The following is a 19,873-nucleotide window of genomic DNA, read 5'->3' as shown; positions in this document are numbered from 1 at the left end:
TAACCGGGCTTGGTCTCGAACATCCGACACTCGGGCTGCGACGGGTCCGCACTCGCCGAGCCCACCGTGACGAACAGCGGCAGAGCCAAAGCAGCCGCTGCGGCCGTGGCAGAGATACGAGACGTCCGAATCCTCCGATTCTGCCTGCGCAACATCGTAGGCGATGTTTCCTCCGCTACCGGCACACTCGGACGGACTCCGCGCCGACATGAGGCGTGTTCGATAGTGCCCGCCCAGCGGGCACAATCGACCGCAGGGAAGCGGCCACGGAGTACTACTCCCGCGCCCAGTCCCAGACCGGCCAGAGCGCGCGACCGAGGGCCTCACCGCGCTCAGTGAGTTCGTACTGCTTGTCGGGAAGCTTGCGGGCGATGCCCTTCTCGACGAGGTTCGCGAGCCGCGTCGCGAGCACGCTGGAGCTGCAATTGCCCATGCGCCTACGCAATTCGAGGAAGCCGAGCGATCCCGGCTCGAGCTCCCAGACGATGCGCAGCACCCAGCGCTGACCGAGAAGCTCCATGGCCGCGAGCACCTCGGGCTCCGATTCCTCGCGCCGCTGGGGCACCACATCGCGCACTGACACGACCTGAGCCTACTTGCGCTTCTGAATTCGAAGCGTCATGCTGACTGCAGTTCGAAATCAGAAGCATGGAGGTCGACGATGGCTGTTGTGGTCGTGACGGGCGCATCCCGCGGATCGGGTGCGGAGACGGCGGTGGCGCTCGGCGCCCGCGGACACGACGTGGTCGTGAACTACCGCGAGAAGGCACGCCGAGCGGAGCAGGTCTGCCAGCGGGTCCGCGCCGCGGGCGGGCGCGCGATCGCGGTCGGTGCCGATGTCACGGCCGAGCACGGCCCATCCGCGCTGTTCGACGCCGCGATCGCCGAGTTCGGGCGATTCGACGCGGTGGTCCTCAACGCGTCCGGCGGACTGGAACTGGGCGCGGACGAGGGCTACGCGATGCGCCTGAACCGGGACGCGCAGGTCGCGGCCGCGCGGGCGGCCTCGGAGCGTCTCTCCCCCGGCGGCCGCGTGGTCTTCGTGACGAGCCATCAGGCGCACTTCTCCCGGACGCACGCCGTGCCCGAGGGCTACGAGCCCATCGCGGCGAGCAAGCTCGCGGGAGAGCAGGCGCTGCGCGAGTTGGCGGCGACGAGTGGCCTCGACCTCCGCGTCGTCTCGGGCGACATGATCGACGGCACCATCGTGGTCCGCCTCCTCGAGCGCCGCGATCCCGCTGCGGTGCAGGCTCGGCGCGCGCACGGACCACTCCCCACGATCGACGAGTTCGCGGCGGCGATCGCCGATGCCGTCGAGTCCGAGGCACCGTCGGGCGGGACGACGTACGTGGGCGGCGCAGACTACTTAGGGTAGCCTCATTTCATGGGTAGAGGAGTGACCGGCCTGATCCTCAAGGCCATGCGGGCGGACGACTACGTGTTCACGGTCCTCGGAGCGGAGGCCGTCAGCGAGCACTACCACCGCGTCCGCTTCGACGGCGGCGAGTTCCTGCAGCGCAACCCCTGGTTCCCGACCATGTGGGTACGACTCTGGATCCCGAAGAGCGGCACCGCGACCACCGACGAGGACGCGGGCGACCTCGCGCAGCGCGGCTACACGATCATCGAACCGGAAGGTTCGGAGTTCACCATCGAGTTCGCGATCCACGACGGTCCCGCGCCGCGCTGGGCCCTCGACGCCGCGCCCGGCGATCGCATCGCGGCCACCATGATGGGCGCCGATCTGACGATCCCCGAGCACCCGGCACCGTCGGAGTACATCCTCGTGGGCGATGCCGCGTCGATCCCGGCGATCAACAGCATCCTGGGCACTGCGGCGGTTCCGTGCCGCGTCTTCCTCGAGTATCAGCACGACGGTGAGCGCGACCTTCCGGTGCACGCCGACCACGTCACGTGGATCGCGCGGGAGAACCGCGGCGCCGCACTGGTATCAGCGGTCCTCGCGGCCGGGCTCCCCTCCGATGCATTCCTCTTCGTCGTCGCCGAGACGAGGGCGACACGTGAGATCACCCGGACCGCGAAGCGGGACCTCGGCCTCGCCAAGGACCGGATCAAGTCGCAGGCGTACTGGCTCGACCGCGGATAACCACTGGCGCCGCATCCCGACGCGGACCTAGGGTGCACTGGTGAGTTCTTCAGCAGCAGCAGCAGCCGCCGCAGCCGCGGCGGCAGTGGTGGACCGCGGCCGCGCGTAGCGGCGGCGAAGCAGTCCCCCATCACATCCGCTTCACCGCCCCAGCACTTTCCGCTGGGCGGCGATCAACGCTGCCCGGGTGATCCTCGACCCGGAGACCTTTCATGTCCACCCATCGTGGCGGCCGTCATGAGCACGGCCAGAACTTCCTCACCGACCGCGAGGTCGTCGGCACCGTCGTCGACCTCGCCCGCCTCAGCACCGGACCGATCGTCGAGATCGGCCCCGGCGCAGGCGCTCTCACAGTCCCGCTGGCCGGACTCGGGAGTCCGCTGATAGCCGTCGAGATCGACGAGCGGTACGCGCATCGGGTTCGCCGGACGGTACCGCCGGCCAGTGTCGTGCACGGCGACTTCCTGCACTACCGACTACCCGGCCAGCCGCACGCGGTGGTGGGCAACCTGCCCTTCCACCTCACCACGGCGGTCCTGCGCAAACTGCTCCACGCGCCGCACTGGACCGACGCCGTCCTCATCGTGCAATGGGAGGTGGCACGGCGCAGGGCCGGTGTCGGCGGCACGACGATGATGACCGCCCAATGGCTGCCCTGGTACGAATTCCGTCTCGTACGAAGGATTCCCGCCACCGCGTTCGCGCCACGTCCCAGCGTGGACGCCGGGTTGCTCACGATCACGCGCCGGCTCGCGCCGCTGCTCGTGGACGGGCGACGACGCGAGTACGCGGCGTTCGTCCACGCCGTGTTCACAGGGCCTGGCCACGGCCTTCCGGAGATCCTCGCCGGGGTGGCGCGGCGGCACCGTCGGGCGGAGGCACGGAGGTGGGCAGCCGGACGCGGCCTCCGCGGAACCCCACTCCCCCGCGACCTCCGCGGAGAGGACTGGGTGGACGCCTTCGAGCGGTTCGCCTAGTCCTGCGGACGCTGCGGCGGCAGCCCCAGAGAGGTGGGTGGATTGTGGTCGTACTCCTCCGTCTCCGGCGGGTTCTGCTGCGCGGGCGGCTGATTCGAGGGCTGACGGGAGGCCGGCTGGATCGGTCGCGGGGCGGCGGGGCGTTGCCCCGTCGGCTCGGGGCGGCCGCCCGGTGCGCCCTGTTTCGGCGGCACGGGCGGCGCGGGCGGCGCGGGCGGCGCCGGACGAGCGGCGGCACCGGGCGGAATCACCGGCGAGGCGGCGGTGGGCGGAGCCGGCGGGACGGGATCCTGAGCGGGCGGCGCCTGCTGCGACGCGGGCTTGCCCAGCGAGGGCCGCTGCCCGGGGGCCTGCTGCGGCGGCGCGACCCGCGGCGGCTGCGCAGGCCCCTGCGACACCGGCCGCTGCATCGGCATCGCGCGGGTGGACAGGTCCTCCGGCTGCTGTGGTCGCTGGATCGGCACGGCGGTGGTCTCGGGCGCGCCCTGCTCCAGCGGGTCGGTGCTGTCCACGACGACGACACGCCCCGCGGCCTCCGCGGCGTTCGCCCGGGCGACCTCGACGGTGTCCGCGGTCGCGACCGCGACGCCGAGCCGGCGCTTCGCGTAGCCCTGCGGCTTGCCGAACAGGCGCAGGTCGCTCTCCGGCACGTCGAGGGCGCGGGCGACGCTGTCGAAGGCGACGGAGCTGCTGTCCTTCGTGCCGTAGATGACCGCGGACGCGGCGGGCGACATCAGCGAGGTGTCCACGGGCAGCCCGAGGATCGCGCGGGCGTGCAGCTCGAACTCCGAGAGCCGCTGCGAGCCGAGGGTCACGAGGCCGGTGTCGTGCGGGCGCGGCGAGACCTCCGAGAAGTACACGTCGTCGCCCTTCACGAACAGCTCCACGCCGAACACGCCGCGGCCACCGGTGCCGCCGTCGCCGAGCGCCGTGGCGATCCGGCCCGCGACCGAGGTCGCAGCGTCGTACGCGGACTGGCTCATCGCCTGCGGCTGCCACGACTCGATGTAGTCACCGTCGGACTGCCGGTGCCCGATGGGCTCGCAGAACCGAGTCACCACCTTGCCGCGCTCCGCGTCGTAGACGCGCACCGTGAGCAGCGTGATCTCGTAATCGAAGTCGACGAAGCCCTCGACGATGACCCGCTCGTTGCGCACCCGGGCGCCCTCGACCGCGTACTCCCACGCCGCCTCGAGCTCCTCCGCCGATCGGACCACGGACTGCCCCTTGCCCGAGCTGGACATCACGGGCTTGATCACGCACGGGAAGCCGACCTCGCGGGTTCCGGCGCGCACCTCCTCGAGCGAGGACGCGAAGGCGTAGGGCGAGCACGGCAGGCCCAGCTCCTCCGCGGCGAGCTTGCGGATCCCCTCCCGGTTCAGCGTCAGCGAGACCGCCCGCGCGGTGGGGATGACCTCGGTCAGGCCCGCCTCCTCGGCCGCGACGAGCGCGTCGGTGGCGAGCGCCTCGATCTCGGGGACCACGAAGTCGGGCTTCTCCTCCTCGATCACCCGGCGGACGGCCGCGGCATCGGTCATGTCGATGACGTGGCTGCGGTGCGCGACCTGCATCGCGGGCGCGTCGGCGTAGCGGTCGACGGCGATCGTCTCGACGCCGAGGCGCTGGAAGGCGATCACGACTTCCTTGCCCAACTCGCCCGATCCCAGCAGCAGTGCCTTGGTGGCGCCGGGGGTGAGCGCCGTGCCGATCCGCGGGTTGCCACCGGTCTCGCTGAGGTTCGTCATAGCGTCCATCATGGCAAACCCGCACGCCCTTCGGTGCGGCCGCCGACCCGTCGATTCGTGTTTGTTTCCGATCGTTCTGTGGTGGTGAGCGTTTCATTCGTTCTCACCCGAGCCGCGAGCAACCGTGCCAGTGTTCGGACGCATGAAAGCACTCGTGATCAGGAGCGCTGTCGTCGCCGCCACCGGTGGGCTCATCTTCGGCTTCGACACGGCGGTGATCTCCGGCGCCGAGAAGCAGATCCAGGAGCAGTTCTACCTGTCCGACCCGGCCCTCGGCTTCACCGTGACCACCGCGCTCATCGGCACCATCGTCGGCGCACTCGTCACCGGCAGGCTCGCGGACGTCTTCGGACGCAAGAAGGTGCTGTACGCGATCGGCGTGCTGTACGTCGTCAGCGCCATCGGGTGCGCGCTCGCGCCCACGTCGTCGGTGGAGATTCTCCAGGCGTTCCGGTTCCTCGGCGGCCTCGGCATCGGCGCTTCGAGCGTGTGCGCCCCGATCTACACGGCCGAGATCGCTCCACCGAAGTTCCGCGGCAGGCTCGTCGGACTGGTGCAGTTCAACATCGTGCTGGGCATCCTGGTGGCGTACGCGTCGAACGCCGTCATCCGCACCATCCTGGGCGACGACGCGAACGCGTGGCGCTGGATGCTCGGCGTGATGCTGGTTCCGGCAGTGTTGTTCCTGGTCATGCTCCCGACGGTGCCGGAGACGCCCCGATGGCTCGCCGGACACGGGGACCTCACCGCGGCGCGGGCCACCTCCGAGCGACTGTGCTCGACGACGGCCGAAGCCGACGCGCAGATGGCGGAGATCGAGGAGTCGCTGGCCGCCGAACAGGGACAGGCGAGGACGCGGTTCTACACGCGCGGTCACCGGAAAGTGATCCTGCTGGCCGTCGCGATCGCCTTCTTCAACCAGATGTCCGGCATCAACGCGATCCTCTACTACGCGCCGCGCGTGATGCAGGACGCCGGCGCGAGCACGAACGCCGCGTACCTGATGTCCGTCGCGGTCGGCGTGATGAACCTGATCGCGACGATGGCCGCACTCACCGTGATCGACCGGCTCGGCCGTCGCCGGCTGATGCTCATCGGCTCGGTGGGGTATCTGATCTCCCTCGGTTTCATGGCCGCCGTGATGTTCTACTACGAGAGCGGCGACCGCTCGTTCGACAGCACGTCGTCGATCCTGGTCCTGCTGGGACTGATGGTCTTCATCGCCTCACACGCCTTCGGCCAGGGTGCCGTGATCTGGGTGTTCCTGTCGGAGATCTTCCCCAACAGCATCCGCGGGCGCGGGCAGGCGCTCGGCAGCCTCACGCACTGGGTGTGGGCCGCCATCACGAGTTTCGCCTTCCCGCCGATCATCGGGGCGTTCGGCGGCGGCGTCGCCTTCTCCATCTTCTTCGGGTTCATGGTGCTGCAGTTGCTCTGGGTGATAAAGGTTATGCCCGAGACCAAGGGCATTCCGCTCGAGGAGATGGCCGAACGGCTGGGGCTCGAGACGGAGACCGTGGGAGCCACCGATCCGCTTGCCCCGAAAGGACATTGAGATGACCGACCGCACGCTGTGCCTGGGCGAGGCCCTCGTCGACGTCGTGCTGCGCGACGGTGCCGACCCGACCGAGCACGTCGGCGGGAGCCTGTTCAACGTGGCGTGCGGTCTGGCCTCGCTCGGCGACCCGACATCGATCCTGTCGTGGTGGGGCCGCGACGTGCGCGGCCACCGCATCGCCGAGACCGCCGCGCGGGCCGGCATCGACGTGGTGGCCGGCACCGACGGCGCCGCCAACACGCCGCTCGCCTACGCGCACCTCGACGCAGAGGGACGCGCCACCTACGAATTCGACCTGACCTGGGACGTCGGTCCTGTCGGCGACGATCTGGAGCGCTACGGGCACCTGCACACGGGCAGCTTCGCCGCCACGCTCACGCCCGGCGCCGACCGCGTGCACGAGGTGGCCGGGCGGATCCGCGAGCACGCCACCGTCTCGTACGACCCCAACATCCGTCCCGCGCTGATGGGCACACCTGCGGAGGTGCTGCCGCGAGTGACCGAGATGATCGCGATGTCCGACGTGGTCAAGGCCAGCGACGAGGACATCGCCTGGCTGCACCCCGAGGAGCCGGTCGAGGACGTCATGCGCCGTTGGATCGCGGCGGGGCCCGCGATGGTCGTGGTGACCCGCGGGCCGTGGGGCGCGTACGCCCTCCTCGTGGGGAACCGCGACATGCTGCACGTGGACCAGCTGACCGTCGAGGTCGGCGATACCGTCGGGGCCGGCGACTCCTTCATGGCAGGGCTGGTCTCCGGCCTCCTGGACGCCGGGTACCTCGGCTCGCGGTACGCCGCCCGACGGCTCCGGGCCGCCCAGTGGAGCGACGTCCAGCCCGCATTGCACCGCGCCGTGATCACCTCCGCTCTCACCGTGAGCCGCGCCGGCGCCTACGCACCGTCGATGGGCGAAGTGCGGGCCGTGCGGGCGAAGGATCCCTCGCTGCGCTGAGCTTGTGCGCGCGGCACAGGACACAGGCGGCGCGTCATGTGTAGATCCGATTAGCCATGCGCGTCACGCAAACCCCTCAGCCTGAAGAGCCCCCTGAACCAGGACTACCTGGGTATGCGATTCCCGCATAGCCTTTTCGACTGACACCCGCCCCTCAAGGGCAGACACGGAACCGGCCGATCTCGCAGGCGATTGACACCAGATCCCCAGCGGAGCCGCTCATGATCGGATCCACGCGCGGTCGGTAGGACCGCACCGAACCGGAACGAGCACCCCATGACCGAGCCCACCACCCCGTCGCAGCCCGAGAACGGCGCCCCTGCCCAGGCCACCGCCCCGATCCCGGAACTCTCCGCGCCCGCGCCGGCAGCCGCGCCCGAGCCGGCGAAGCCACGCGCGCGAGTCGGCGCCGCGAAGGCGCTCGCGATCGCGGGCATCGTGTTCGGCCTGATCGGACTGACCGGCGTGAGCTTCACCGCCGGGTTCTGGGCCGGACACGACGGAGGCCACCACCGCGGGCACTCGATGCACCAGGGCGGCGGACAGCCGGGAAAGGAGGGCCGGACCGAGCACCGGATGCCGGGGCAGCGCGGTGAGAACGGCTCCCGGCCCACGCGCGAGGCCCAGCCACCGTCGGCCCCGAACTCCGCAGCGTCGACCGCGACGCCCGCGCCGACCCCCTAGCAGGGCCGGCGGGCGCCGGTATCAGACGATCGCGTGCCGGACGATCGTCTCGTCACGCCCCGGGCCGACACCGATGCAGGAGATGCGGGCCCCGGAGAGCTCCTCGAGCCGGAGCACGTAGTTCTGCGCGTTCTGCGGCAGGTCCTCGAACGTGCGGCACTCGGAGATGTCCTCCCACCAGCCCGGCATCGTCTCGTAGATCGGCGTGGCGTGGTGGAAATCGGTCTGGTTGGGCGGCATCTCGTCGTACCGCACACCGTCGATCTCGTAGGCCACGCAGATCGGCACGTTCTCGATGGAGCTGAGCACGTCGAGCTTGGTGAGGAAGTAGTCGGTGATGCCGTTGACGCGGGTCGCGTAGCGGGCGATCACGGCGTCGAACCAGCCGCAGCGACGCGCGCGCCCGGTGGTCACGCCGACCTCGCCGCCGTGCTTGGCGAGGTACTCGCCCCACTCGTCGAACAGCTCCGTCGGGAACGGGCCCGAGCCGACGCGCGTGGTGTACGCCTTGAGGATGCCCAGCACCGTCGTGATGCGGGTGGGGCCGATGCCCGAGCCCACTGATGCGCCACCCGACGTCGGGTTCGACGAGGTCACGTACGGGTACGTGCCGTGGTCGACGTCGAGGAGCGTGCCCTGCGAGCCCTCGAGCAGGATCGTCTCGCCGCGCTCGAGCGCGAGGTTGAGCTCGAGGCGCGTGTCGGCGATGCGGTGCTTGAAACTCTCCGCGAGCTCCAGCGTCTCGTCGACCACCTGGCGCGCGTCCAGCGCACGCCGGTTGTAGATCTTGGTGAGCACCTGGTTCTTGAACTCCAGGGCCGCCTCGACCTTCTGCGTGAGGATCGACTCGTCCAGCACGTCCTGCGCGCGGACGCCGACACGGGCGATCTTGTCCTGGTAGCAGGGGCCGATGCCGCGGCCGGTGGTGCCGATCTTCTTGTTGCCGAGGAAGCGCTCGGTGACCTTGTCGATCGCGACGTGGTACGGCATGAGCAGGTGCGCGTCGGCCGAGAGCAGCAGGTTCGACGTGTCGACGTCGCGGGCCTCGAGGCCGTCGAGCTCGGCGAGCAGGACCGACGGGTCCACCACGACGCCGTTGCCGATCACGTTCTTCACGCCCGGGGTGAGGATGCCCGACGGGATGAGATGCAGTGCGAACTTGTCACCGTTCGGGAGGACGACGGTGTGGCCGGCGTTGTTGCCGCCCTGGTAGCGAACCACCCACTGGAGCTTCTCGCCCAGCAGATCCGTCGCCTTACCCTTGCCTTCGTCGCCCCACTGGGCGCCGATCAGAACGATCGCGGGCATGACAATTCCCCTTCCGGCTCGGTACTCACCGTCAAGAATCACCTGGATAACGTCGAGCCGTGCCGCAACCTTACAGTAGGACCGGTGAGCTCCGTGACCCAGAGCACCGTCGTGGTGCGCGCCCCCGATGTCCGCATCCCGGGCAGCCTCCGCGACCTCGAAACGATCACCGTCGACCTCGACTCCGCGAAGGCGGAACTGAAGCAGAAGCTGACGTTTCCCCGACGGATCGTGGTCGCAGGTCCCGATGACCTGCTCGCGGCGGTGATCGCCCGGCTGATGGCATCGGAACGGCTCGACGTCGAGGTGGCGTACACGCCCACCGAGAACTCGCACGCCTCGGCGATCTACCCGCCCGGCGACCCCCTGACCGGCACTCCACGCTCCGTGCCGCTGATCCGCGACGACCGCGGGTTCGTGCTCGTCGGCAAGGCGAAGATCACCGGACCCGACGGCGGGCCCCTGACCGGGGAGACCTTCGTCGACTCGGAGAAGCTGTTCACGGGCCAGGCGAAGGCAGTGATCGTCGAGCCGACCGGCGAGGGCGACGGCGTGCGTGCCCGGCTCGGAAAGGGTCTGCGGCGCAAGTGGCTCACCGGCCGCGCCGCACAGACCGGCGGGCTCGAGCTGGTGGTGACCCGCGACGGCCGCACGGACCCCAGCGTCGTGACCCGCGCGACCTTCTACCGCAACACGGACGACTGGCTGCTCATCAGCTGACGGGGATCAGTCGCCGCGCCTCAGCCGTCGGCGGGCGGCTCGGCGCGCAGGCGCTCGGTGTGGGCCACCTGGTGCGCAGCGGCGACGCGCATGAAGCGCACGACGGTGGCCAGTTCGTCGGTTGTGAACCGGTCCAGCACGTCGGCACAGGCCGACGCGAGCATGGGCTCCATCGTCGCGTTCACGCGGTCGGTCAGTCTCGGCGTGGCGCGCACCAACACCTTGCGCCCGTCGTCGGGATGCGGGTGACGGGTCACGTACGCGCGCCGGGACAATCGGTCGATCATCGTGGTGACGCTCCCGGTGGTGAACCCCAGCGCATCAGCGATCTCCCGAGGCGTGACACCGTCCGCGCCGAACACCATCTCCAAGCAGGCCAGTTCGCTCGCGCTGACCCCCAGGATCCGAGCCGATTCACGGTCGAAACCCGCCACCGAGGCCTGATAGGCCTGTACCGCCGGTCCGACCTCGGCGTCGATATCGCTTGACATTCAAGCTACCCCTTCGCATGATTGCTTGATAATCAAGCTACATCGATCTGTGGAGAACACCATGAAGGCTCTCATCATCGGCGGCGGCGTCGCGGGCCCCGTCGCGGCAATGGCACTCGCGCGCGTCGGCGTCGACGCCGAGGTCTTCGAGAGGGACGAGCAGGGCGCGGAGCAGCGCGGATCGTGGGTGACCTTCCAGGCCAACGGCATGGACGCACTCCGGTCCATCGACGCCGACGGTCCACTGCACGACATCGGGTACCCCGTCGACGACATCGGTTTCGTCAACGGCAAGGGCCGCCCGCTCGGCACCATCCCACTCGCGGCACGCCGCGCCGACGGCCTGACGTCGCGCATGATGCCGCGCGCGGCGCTGTACACCGCGATGGCCGAGGAGGCCCGCCGTCGTGGCGTCGACGTGCGATTCGGCTCCCGACTGATCGCCGCCACCGTCGACGGAGCGGGAGTGACAGCCGAGTTCGAGGACGGCACCACCGCGCGCGGCGACATCCTGATCGGCGCGGACGGGATCCACTCCACGGTCCGCCGCCTCATCGATCCCTACGCACGGGCACCGCGGTACGTGCCGGTGCTCAACGTCGGCGGATACATCCCGGACTTCCACGTCGACGTCCCGGAGCGGGAGTTCCGCATGCAGTTCGGGATCCGCTGCTTCTTCGCGTGGATGCCGACGCCCGACGGCGGCACCGTCTGGTTCGCGAATCCACCCGCCCCCGTCGAGCCCGAACAGGGCGTCCTGTCGTCGATGACCGACGCCGAGTGGCGGGCGCGCCTGCACGAGCTCATGGACGGCGATGCCGGGCCGGCGCCGAAGATCATCGAAGCGGCGCAGGGGCCGCTCATCGGATGGGCCACCTACGACCTGCCCGTGGTCGACCACTGGCACGACGGCACCGGGCGGATGGTGGTGATCGGTGACGCCGCGCACGCCACCTCGCCGGCCGCAGGGCAGGGCGCGTCGATGGCCCTCGAGGACGCGGTGATCCTCGCTCAGTGCGTGCGCGACCGCGCCACGACGACCGAGGCCTTCGCCGCCTTCGAGGGACTGCGCCGCGCGCGCACCGAGCGGATCGTCGCCGAGGGACGTCGCGCGTCGAACTCGAAGGCCGCCGGCCCGGTGGGGCGAATGGTCCGCGACCTGATGCTGCCGCTGATGTTCCGCCGCGCCGCCAAGGACGGCGGGAGGTCGCTGATGTGGCTGCAGGGCCATCACATCGACTTCGCCACCCCTGTCTGACCCCGGGCTACTCGGGCGGCTTCGCTGTGTCCTTCCGCTTCTGCACGTCGTGCATCTGCGCGACCGCCGAGGTCCGCGACAGGCCCGCGACCTGCAGCAGGTCGACGATGGTCGAGCGCAGCTGGCCGTAGATCATCACCTCGTTGAGCGAGTCGCTGTCGGCCATGTCGTCGTGCATCGGCAGCTTGTTCGCGCGCCGCGCCGCCGAGCGCAGGACCCGCGCCGCCTCGGCCTGGTCGGGCTGCGCGCCCGGCTCGGCCAGCACCACGTCGCGCAGGATCTTGAAGGACTCCGCCAGCCGGCCGATCTCCCTGACCAGGTCAGCGTCGATCCGCTCGCCGTTCTGATTCGACGCCACCGCCCGGCGCGACATCACCCGCACGTTGCGGACCGCGTTGTCGAGCGGATCGGCGATGGCCTGCAGCTTGTCCATCCGCGGCCGGGAGCTCCAGAACATCGGCGAGACCTTCGTGATCTCCAGGCCGCCCGCCAGGTCCGCCGAGAGCTGGTCCAGGTCCGGTTGGGTCGCACGGGCCGTCTCCAGGGCCCACTCCAGCGACGAGATGTCGCGGTCGGTCAGGCCCGCGGCGATCGAGGCCACGACCCGCCGCATCGTGTCCAGCACCTTCGCGGCGTCCTTGCGGGGTCGCCGCGCCGGGCTGTTCGGGATGATCGCGGCGATCACCACACCGACCAGGCCGCCGATGAGCGCATCCAGCATGCGGGTCCAGCCGCCCGTCGACCCCGGCGGGATGAGCGTCGCGACGAGCACCGCCGACGACGCCGCCTGCATCGGCACCAGCGGCCCCCGGTCGGCCAGGAGTGCGACCGACATCGCGATGGCGACGACCAGGCCCAACTGCCAGGGCCCGGTGCCGATCGCGCTGATCAGCAGGTCACCGACGCCGATGCCGAGGGTGACACCACCGACCAGTTCCAGGGAGCGCCGCAGTCGCTGCTGCAGCGAGAGCCCCAGCGAGATGATCGCCGCGATCGGCGCGAAGAACGGCGAGACGTGCCCGATCAGGTCGTTCGCGATGAACCACGCGATCGCCGCGGCGACCGCGCACTGCAGGACCGGCAGTTTCGCGTTCCAGAGGCGCTTGGTCCGGCGCTGGAGCGTCTGCGGCAGCGCGTTGTGCCGCCGCAGCAGGCGCCTACGCGCCGAGTCCGAGAGCGCCCGCGGCTTCGGGGTCACAATCGTTCACCAGGTCGAGGCAGCGCAGGTACTCGTCTTCCTCACCGATCGTCTGCGCGGCTCGGGCCAGCGCGGCGACGGCGCGGAGGAAGCCGCGGTTGTTCTCGTGGCTGTAGGGCACCGGGCCGAAACCGCGCCAGCCCTGACGGCGCAGCTGGTCCAGTCCGCGGTGGTAGCCGGTGCGGGCGTAGGCGTAGGCGGTGACCGCCTGGCCCGCGTCGAGCGCGGCCTCCGCGAGGGTCGCCCACGCCAGCGACGAGGTCGGGAAGTCCGCAGCCACCTCGGCGGCCGCACGTCCCTGATTCAGCTGGAGTTCCGGCTCCTCGTCGAGGTCGAGCAGAACCGGGGGCGGACCGAGCAGATCTCCGAACGACGTCATGCGCTCCAGTGTTCCACGCGGCGAGCACCTGAGGTCCGGGACGTGCATCGCCGCGGCCGCGGCCCGATCCGTCCAGCTGCGGACGGCTAGTCTGTCAGGTGATCCGTGTGCGGCGCGCCGCCGCGGGTGCAGCCGAGCAGACGAACGAGGGGATGGCGGGATCTATGGCGCGGGATGACAACCGGGGGCCCCTGTCGAGACTGCGCGACCTGCGCGGACGGCTCGCGTCCTGGCCCGCGGCACCGCTGCACGACCACGACGACACCGCCGGCACACTCGGCAGCGCACCCGCCGACGCCGTGACGCCCTCCCATTCCGACTCCCTCGCGCAGCTCGTCGGCGCCGCACCGTCGACCGCCCCCAGTGAGGCGGAGACCACCGCGCTCCCTATCGACGGTGCCGCCCCCGCCCCGGAGGGAGGCACTCCGTCCGGGGCGGAGACCCGGGTGCTGCCCGTCGCCGGCCGCCCGGGCACCGAACCGGCCGACGGTTCCGACGACGCCCCGACGAAGGACCGGGCCTCGGAGGACGAGGTCCCCGAGGACGCCGCCTCCGAGGCGGACGCGAGCGGCGGAGCCGCCGCGTCGCCCTTGCGCACGGTGGGGCCCGTGGTGACCACGCCGCCCATCCCCGAGGGCGCCGACGCCGAGACGACCGTCCTGCCCGTCACCGCACGGCCCAGCGCCGCGAAGACCACCGCGTTCGCCGTACCCGAGAGCGCCGCGGTGGAGCAGGCCGACGACACGCCGGCCGATGAGGCCGTGACCGAGGGCGTCGCCATCGAGGCCGAGGCCGCAGCTTCGACGGCCGACGAGGTCGAGAACGCCGAGGCTGAGACTGCCGGCGAGCCGCAGACCGACGACGCGGACGATGCAGGCGATGCGGAAGCCGTCAGCACGGACGCCGCGGTCGCGGAGCCCGCCGAGGCGGAGAGCACCGAGGCACCGGTCTGTGAGGACGTCGATGCAGGGGCACCGGAGGGTCCGACGGCGGAGTCGACGGAGTCGGAGGACGCGGAGCCGGAGGACGCGTCGGCCGACATCGACGGCGAGAACGCCGCCGAGGACCAGGCGGACGACGCATCAGCGTCGCAGGACGCCGAGGACGAAGCCCACGTCGGCGCTGCCGGCGCCGGTGTCGCCGCGGCTGCGGTCGCCGCGGGAGCCGTCGGCATCGTGGCCGCCTCGACCGATGAGGCCGGGGAATCGGACTCGGAAACCGTTGACGAGGACGCGGATTCCACAGCTCCCGACGATGAGCCCTCCGACGATGAGCCCGACGCCGCGCAGGACACCGACGAGGCCGCGACCGTCGACGAAGACGCCGTCGAGGAGGACGCCGACGAGCCGGACGACAGTGCCGAGTCGAACAACGAGGACGATCTCGAGGCGGACGACACCGATGCCGACCTCGCGGGCGAGGCGGACGACGGCGCACCGTCGGGCGACTCCCCGGAGAGCGAGGCTCCGGCGGACGAGGCTCCGGCGGACGAAGCTCCGGCGGACGAGGTGGCACCGTCGCCGCTGCGCACCGTCGGACTGGTGAAGACCGACGCCCCCGAGCCCGAGACGACCACCGACGAGGACGACGCGTCCACGACGGTGCTGCCCGTCGCGTCGCGCCCGGACCAGGCGGTCATCGACACCGAGCAGAACGAGCTGCCGGACGCGACACCCGCGACCGAGGTGCTGCCGCTCGCGCCGCTGCCGTCCCCGCCCGCTCCCCCGGCCGCGCCGAACGCAGCCGCCGTCGCCGCCCCGGAGACGCCGGTCACCCGGCAGTCGCCGGAGTACATCGCCCCGGCCGGACCGCAGACGACTCCCCCGCGGGGTGGTGAGCCCACGGGCGGCGGAAAGCTGAAATGGATCATCGCGGCCGCCGTCGTGGTGATCGCAGCGGTCGTGGCGGTCGTCCTGCTCGTGGTTCCGAAGTCGGGTTCGGGTTCGGACGCGTCGGGCGATCCCCGGCAGGCGGCGGCCAACGCGACCACCTCGTTCGTCGGGGCCGTGAACCGGGGCGACCTGACCGCGCTGCGCGAGCAGACCTGTGGCGGCGCCAAGACCTATTACGACGGCATCGGCGACGGCCAGTGGCAGCGCGTCTACGACAACGCCAAGGCCGACGGCCTGCTCCCGGAGCTCGACGGCCTGCAGGCCGTGGACGTGCGTGGCGACCGCGCAGAGGTCCAGGTCGAGGTGCATTACGCCGGGAACCCCAGCGCGAAGGTCAACCACACGCTGTCGCTGGAGAAGGACGGGGACGCCTGGAAGGTGTGCACCCGCGTCGGAACGCGATGACCTCGCCGTCCGAGGAGCCCACGCTCCGGAACGGGAAGCCGCTCAAGCCGGCCTCGGCACCGTCGGAGCCCAAGCTCGCATACTCCGAGGTCACGAATCCGCCTGCGCCGCGGACCGATCGGATCGCGCGCGGCGCCGGGCGGGTCACCCCGCCTCGTCGCACCGCCACGCCGCCGATGGCGGCCCCGCACCAGATGGCGCCCCGGCCGCACCATCAGCACGGCCACCCGCAGCAGAGGCCGTCGGTCCCGGTGCCCCCGGCGCAGGCCCACCGCGCGGCGCCGCCGCCGGGGCGCGCGCATTCCCCTGCCCCAGCGGGTCACCGGTCCGCCGGACAGCAGCAGGCGATGGGCCCCGCGCCCGCACCGGCCCCGAAACGCACGGGGCCGCGGCTCACCGGCCCGGAGTGGGCGGCGGCCGCGGCCATGATCGTGCTGGTCCTCGCGGTGATCCTGGGACTGGCCCTGGCCTGAGGCCGGGCCGCCCTGCGGCTACCTCGTGCTGGTGGACTTTCCGGCGGAGTGCAGGTCGTTGCACGCCTCCACCACCCGCTCAGCCATCGACGCCTCGGCCTTCTTCAAATACGCGCGAGGGTCATAGGTCTTCTTGTTCCCGACCTCCCCATCGACCTTGAGCACACCGTCGAAATTGCTGAACATGTGCCCGGCCACCGGACGGGTGAACGCGTACTGCGTATCGGTGTCGACATTCATCTTCACCACCCCGTACGACAGAGACTCCTCGATCTCCGACTTCAGCGAACCCGAACCACCATGGAAGACGAACGAGAACGGCTTGCTCCCCGCCGGCAACCCCAACTTCTCCGACGCCACCTTCTGCCCGTCCCCGAGCACCGACGGCCGCAACTTCACATTCCCCGGCTTGTACACACCATGAACGTTGCCGAACGTCGCCGCCAGCAGATAGCCCTCGGTGCCCAGCGCATCGACCGTCTTCGCGAAATCCTCATCCGAGGTGAACAGCTTGTCGTTGATCTCGTTCTCGACACCGTCCTCCTCACCACCGACCACACCGATCTCGATCTCCAGGACGATGTTCGCCGCCTTGCACTTCGCCAGCAGCTCCTGCGCGATCTCCAGGTTCTCCTCCAGCGGGATCGCCGAACCGTCCCACATGTGCGACTGGAACAACGGATTCTCGCCGCGAGCCACCCGCTCGGCGGAGATCTCCAGCAGCGGCCGCACCAGGCCATCGAGCTTGTCCTTCGGGCAATGATCCGTATGCAGGGCCACCGTCACGTCGTACTGCGCCGCCACCACATGCGCGAACTCCGCCAACGCCACCGCGCCCACGACCATGTCCTTGACACCCAGGCCCGAACCGAACTCCGTACCACCGGTGGAGAACTGAATGATCCCGTCACTACCGGCATCAGCGAAACCCTTGATCGCCGCGTTGATCGTCTCGCTGGAGGTGCAGTTGATCGCCGGGTAGGCGAAACCGCCTTCGCGAGCACGATCAAGCATCTCGCGGTAGGCCTCGGGGGTTGCGATGGGCATTGTGTGTCCTCCTGAGCGGTTCTGCGTTTCCAGGTGAAAGACTATCGCCCATGGAGCTTGCAGTTGGGCTGGTCGCTCTGGTGGCCACCGTTCTCGTGGTCAGTGCACTGTGCGACCGGTTCGGTCTGGCCGCGCCGCTCGTGCTCACGGTCGTGGGCATCGGCGTGTCCTTCGTCCCGCAGATCCCCGATGTCCCGCTGCATCCCGACGTCGTGCTGCTGGGTCTGCTGCCGCCGCTGCTCTACGCGGCCGCGTCGAAGGCCTCGCTGGTCGACTTCAAGGAGAACATCCGCCCGATCGGCATGCTGTCGGTCGGGCTCGTGCTGTTCACCGCTGCCGCGGTCGGTGCGGTGGCCTCCTGGCTGCTCGACATCCCGTTCGCCGCGGGGCTCGCGCTCGGCGCGATCGTCGGGCCGCCGGACGCGGTCGCCGCCACCGCTGTCGGGCGTCGGATCGGCCTGCCGCGACGGGTGACCACGCTCCTCGAGGGCGAATCCCTGTTCAACGACGCGACCTCGATCGTGCTGCTCCGCACCGCGATCGCGGCGATCGCGGGCACCGTCGGATTCTGGCAGGTCCTCGGCTCGTTCGCGCTGAGCGCTGTGGGCGGTGTGGTCGTCGGCGTCGTCATCGCACTGATCCTGCGTTTCCTGTTGCGCCGCCTCATCGACCCCGTACTGACCACCGGCATCACCCTGATCAGCCCGTGGCTCGCCTACCTCCCCGCCGAGCACATCCACGGCTCGGGCGTGGTCGCCGTGGTCGTCGCCGGGCTGATCGTCGCCTACAAAGCGCCCACCGACCAGACCGCGATCGGCCGCATGTCCGCGCGGATCAACTGGAACACCCTCCAGTTCCTGCTGGAGAACTCCGTGTTCCTCCTCATCGGCCTGCAGATGCGCACGATCTTCGAGGGAGCCGCGAACTCCTCGGTCGGCTGGCCGCTGATCATCACGACCTGCGCGGCCGTCATGGCGACGGTGATCGTCGCGCGGGTGGTGTGGTGCGCTCCGTCCGCCCTCATCTCGATCCGGGTGGGCGAGCGGAGCGAACGCCTGTCGGCGGGCGAGATGACGGTGCTCTCGTGGGCCGGCATGCGCGGCGTGGTGACCCTGGCCGCCGCGTTCATCCTCCCGGCCGACTGTCCGGACCGGGAGGTCCTCGTGTTCGCCGCCATGGTCGTCGTGGCGGGCAGCCTGCTGATCCAGGGTTCGACGTTGCCGGGGCTGGCCAAGCTGCTCAAGGTCCGGGGGCCGAACGCCCGTACCGACGCGCTGCAGCAGGCGGTGGTCATGCGGGCCGCGATCACGGCCGGGATCGAACGCCTGGACACGATCGCCGCGAGCCCGCAGAACACCGTCCCCGCGCCGGTGATCGACCGGATCCGCGACCTCGCGATCACCCGCGAGCGGTCGTTCTGGGAGCGCCTCGGCCCGGAGTCGAACAACACCCCCGCGGCACAGGTCCGCGAGATCCGGCTGCAGATGATCGAAGCGGAGCGCGACGAGGTGCTGCGGCTGCGCGACACCGGCCAGGGCGACCACGAGGTCCTCGAGCAGGTCCTCAGCAACCTCGACGTCGAGGAGGCGATGCTCACGGTGTCCGCGGTCCGCAGCGAGCGCGTCGCGGTGGCGGAACTCCTCACCCCGCCGTGGTCGCACGAGGAGTGTGACCATCTCCGCGTCTCCGATGCCTTCGCCGACCCGGTACCGCTGAGCGAGACCTGCCTCGAGTGCATCGCCGACGGGGACAACCCCGTCGCCCTCCGACTCTGCCTGACCTGCGGGCACGTCGGATGCTGCGACTCGTCCGAGGGGAAGCACGCGACCGCGCACCACGAGACGACGAACCACCCCGTGATCCGCAGCTTCGAGTCCGGGGAATCCTGGCGATGGTGCTACATCGACGAACTGTTGAAGTAGAACCGGCGTCCGGGCCGGTATTCTGGTCGTCGTGCCTCTCAACGACCTGACTCTGGCCGCCTCGACCACCATGCAGGCGTTCGCCCTCAAGGACATCACCGACCCCATCGCCGTCCTCAACGCCTTCGGCAGCATCGCCTTGATCGGCCTGCTGCTGGTGGTGTTCATCGAGTCGGGCGTCCTCTTCCCGGTCCTCCCGGGCGACTCGCTGCTGTTCGTCGCGGGCCTCCTCGCGGCGGCCGGTACGGCCAGTGCCGCGGCCCAGGACGTGCAGTACGAGGGTTCGGCGATGTCGCTGCCGGTACTGCTCGTCGCGACGCCGATAGCGGCTGTTCTCGGCGCGATCGTCGGCTACTTCATCGGCCGTTTCGGCGGCGAGAAGTTCTTCACGCCCGACGCCCGCTTCCTCAAGACCAAGTACCTCGACGAGTCGCACGCGTTCTTCGAGAAGTACGGCCCCGCCACGCTCGTGCTGGCGCGGTTCGTCCCGTTCGTCCGCACGTTCGCCCCCATCGCAGCCGGCGCGGCCAAGATGACCTTCGCGAAGTTCATCATGTGGACGATCATCGGTGCGGTGGTCTGGGCCGACGGTATCCTGCTGCTCGGCGTGTGGCTCGGCAAGATCACCTGGGTCCGCCAGCACATCGACATCATCTTCATCGTGATCGTCCTGGTCTCGGTACTCCCGATCGCCCTGGGCGCCGTGAAGAAGTACCTCGCGGGCCGCCGCACCGACGCGGCCGCATAGGCCCCAGCA

At 70.3% G+C, this 19,873-nt stretch carries 19 protein-coding genes; 12 read left to right on the top strand and 7 right to left on the bottom strand.

The features are described from left to right. Window positions 1-274 precede the first annotated feature (274 nt). Entirely contained in the window at window positions 275-583 is a 309-nt protein-coding gene (locus AXK61_RS07130; RefSeq protein ID WP_068574034.1) for a winged helix-turn-helix transcriptional regulator, read from the bottom strand. 78 nt (window positions 584-661) lie between these two features. Here AXK61_RS07130 and AXK61_RS07125 point away from each other — a divergent pair, with 78 nt between their 5' ends. The 3 genes from AXK61_RS07125 to erm all read left to right on the top strand — a co-directional run bounded on the left by AXK61_RS07125 (window position 662) and on the right by erm (window position 3,084). Further along, window positions 662-1,375, top strand: a complete 714-nt coding sequence (locus tag AXK61_RS07125) for an SDR family oxidoreductase (protein WP_068574032.1) — start codon at window positions 662-664, stop codon at window positions 1,373-1,375. A 9-nt stretch (window positions 1,376-1,384) separates the two neighbouring features. Then, window positions 1,385-2,107, top strand: coding sequence for a siderophore-interacting protein (locus AXK61_RS07120; protein WP_068574031.1), 723 nt, complete (start codon window positions 1,385-1,387; stop codon window positions 2,105-2,107). A 212-nt stretch (window positions 2,108-2,319) separates the two neighbouring features. Further along, window positions 2,320-3,084 (top strand): 23S ribosomal RNA methyltransferase Erm, encoded by a 765-nt coding sequence (gene erm, locus AXK61_RS07115; RefSeq protein ID WP_068744471.1) that lies wholly within the window; start codon window positions 2,320-2,322, stop codon window positions 3,082-3,084. On the opposite strand, the gene purT is transcribed toward erm, so the two are convergent. Further along, the gene (gene purT / locus AXK61_RS07110; protein ID WP_414929991.1) at window positions 3,081-4,838 is read right to left on the bottom strand and encodes a formate-dependent phosphoribosylglycinamide formyltransferase; all 1,758 of its coding nucleotides are present in this window, start codon (window positions 4,836-4,838) and stop codon (window positions 3,081-3,083) included. The genes erm and purT overlap by 4 nt on opposite strands. A 133-nt stretch (window positions 4,839-4,971) precedes the next feature. On the opposite strand from purT, the gene AXK61_RS07105 reads away from it, so the two are divergent. The 3 genes from AXK61_RS07105 (at window position 4,972) to AXK61_RS07095 (ending at window position 8,023) form a co-directional block, all read left to right on the top strand. Next, window positions 4,972-6,384, top strand: a complete 1,413-nt coding sequence (locus AXK61_RS07105; protein WP_068575266.1) for a sugar porter family MFS transporter — start codon at window positions 4,972-4,974, stop codon at window positions 6,382-6,384. Window position 6,385: 1 nt separating this feature from the next. Then, window positions 6,386-7,339: a carbohydrate kinase family protein gene (locus AXK61_RS07100; RefSeq protein ID WP_068574025.1), complete on the top strand. Its 954-nt coding sequence runs from the start codon at window positions 6,386-6,388 to the stop codon at window positions 7,337-7,339. A gap of 276 nt (window positions 7,340-7,615) precedes the next feature. Further along, complete coding sequence (locus AXK61_RS07095; RefSeq protein WP_068574023.1) at window positions 7,616-8,023, top strand: hypothetical protein; 408 nt, start codon at window positions 7,616-7,618, stop codon at window positions 8,021-8,023. A gap of 21 nt (window positions 8,024-8,044) precedes the next feature. On the opposite strand, the gene AXK61_RS07090 is transcribed toward AXK61_RS07095, so the two are convergent. Continuing rightward, on the bottom strand, window positions 8,045-9,331 hold the full coding sequence (locus AXK61_RS07090; RefSeq protein ID WP_068574021.1) for an adenylosuccinate synthase: 1,287 nt from the start codon (window positions 9,329-9,331) through the stop codon (window positions 8,045-8,047). 84 nt (window positions 9,332-9,415) lie between these two features. On the opposite strand from AXK61_RS07090, the gene AXK61_RS07085 reads away from it, so the two are divergent. Further along, window positions 9,416-10,051 (top strand): hypothetical protein, encoded by a 636-nt coding sequence (locus AXK61_RS07085; RefSeq protein ID WP_068574019.1) that lies wholly within the window; start codon window positions 9,416-9,418, stop codon window positions 10,049-10,051. A gap of 20 nt (window positions 10,052-10,071) precedes the next feature. Here AXK61_RS07085 and AXK61_RS07080 read toward each other — a convergent pair whose 3' ends face one another. After that, the gene (locus tag AXK61_RS07080) at window positions 10,072-10,542 is read right to left on the bottom strand and encodes a MarR family winged helix-turn-helix transcriptional regulator (protein ID WP_068574017.1); all 471 of its coding nucleotides are present in this window, start codon (window positions 10,540-10,542) and stop codon (window positions 10,072-10,074) included. Between the two features lie 61 nt (window positions 10,543-10,603). Between AXK61_RS07080 and AXK61_RS07075 the strand changes: the two genes are divergently transcribed. Next, complete coding sequence (locus AXK61_RS07075) at window positions 10,604-11,800, top strand: FAD-dependent oxidoreductase (RefSeq protein WP_068575265.1); 1,197 nt, start codon at window positions 10,604-10,606, stop codon at window positions 11,798-11,800. A 7-nt stretch (window positions 11,801-11,807) separates the two neighbouring features. Here the strand turns inward: AXK61_RS07075 and AXK61_RS07070 are convergent, their stop codons facing one another. After that, entirely contained in the window at window positions 11,808-12,998 is a 1,191-nt protein-coding gene (locus tag AXK61_RS07070) for an FUSC family protein (RefSeq protein WP_082789257.1), read from the bottom strand. Beyond that, window positions 12,958-13,377, bottom strand: coding sequence for a DUF3151 domain-containing protein (locus tag AXK61_RS07065; protein WP_068574014.1), 420 nt, complete (start codon window positions 13,375-13,377; stop codon window positions 12,958-12,960). The genes AXK61_RS07070 and AXK61_RS07065 overlap by 41 nt, the downstream gene beginning before the upstream one ends. A gap of 98 nt (window positions 13,378-13,475) precedes the next feature. On the opposite strand from AXK61_RS07065, the gene AXK61_RS07060 reads away from it, so the two are divergent. Both AXK61_RS07060 and AXK61_RS07055 read left to right on the top strand, forming a co-directional pair. Next, on the top strand, window positions 13,476-15,674 hold the full coding sequence (locus tag AXK61_RS07060) for an Rv0361 family membrane protein (protein WP_156485595.1): 2,199 nt from the start codon (window positions 13,476-13,478) through the stop codon (window positions 15,672-15,674). Further along, window positions 15,671-16,147 (top strand): hypothetical protein, encoded by a 477-nt coding sequence (locus AXK61_RS07055; RefSeq protein WP_156485594.1) that lies wholly within the window; start codon window positions 15,671-15,673, stop codon window positions 16,145-16,147. Before AXK61_RS07060 ends, AXK61_RS07055 begins: the two co-directional genes overlap by 4 nt. A gap of 18 nt (window positions 16,148-16,165) precedes the next feature. On the opposite strand, the gene fbaA is transcribed toward AXK61_RS07055, so the two are convergent. Continuing rightward, window positions 16,166-17,194: a class II fructose-bisphosphate aldolase gene (fbaA, locus tag AXK61_RS07050; RefSeq protein WP_068744464.1), complete on the bottom strand. Its 1,029-nt coding sequence runs from the start codon at window positions 17,192-17,194 to the stop codon at window positions 16,166-16,168. A gap of 50 nt (window positions 17,195-17,244) precedes the next feature. Here fbaA and AXK61_RS07045 point away from each other — a divergent pair, with 50 nt between their 5' ends. Next, on the top strand, window positions 17,245-19,116 hold the full coding sequence (locus AXK61_RS07045; protein ID WP_068744462.1) for a Na+/H+ antiporter: 1,872 nt from the start codon (window positions 17,245-17,247) through the stop codon (window positions 19,114-19,116). A gap of 46 nt (window positions 19,117-19,162) precedes the next feature. Next, window positions 19,163-19,864: a DedA family protein gene (locus AXK61_RS07040; protein ID WP_068744524.1), complete on the top strand. Its 702-nt coding sequence runs from the start codon at window positions 19,163-19,165 to the stop codon at window positions 19,862-19,864. The last annotated feature ends 9 nt before the right edge of the window (window positions 19,865-19,873 follow it).

Source organism: Tsukamurella pseudospumae (assembly GCF_001575205.1).
GTDB lineage: Bacteria > Actinomycetota > Actinomycetes > Mycobacteriales > Mycobacteriaceae > Tsukamurella > Tsukamurella pseudospumae.
The sequence above is the reverse complement of the archived record's forward strand: the minus strand, read 5'-3'. Positions and strand labels throughout refer to the sequence as shown.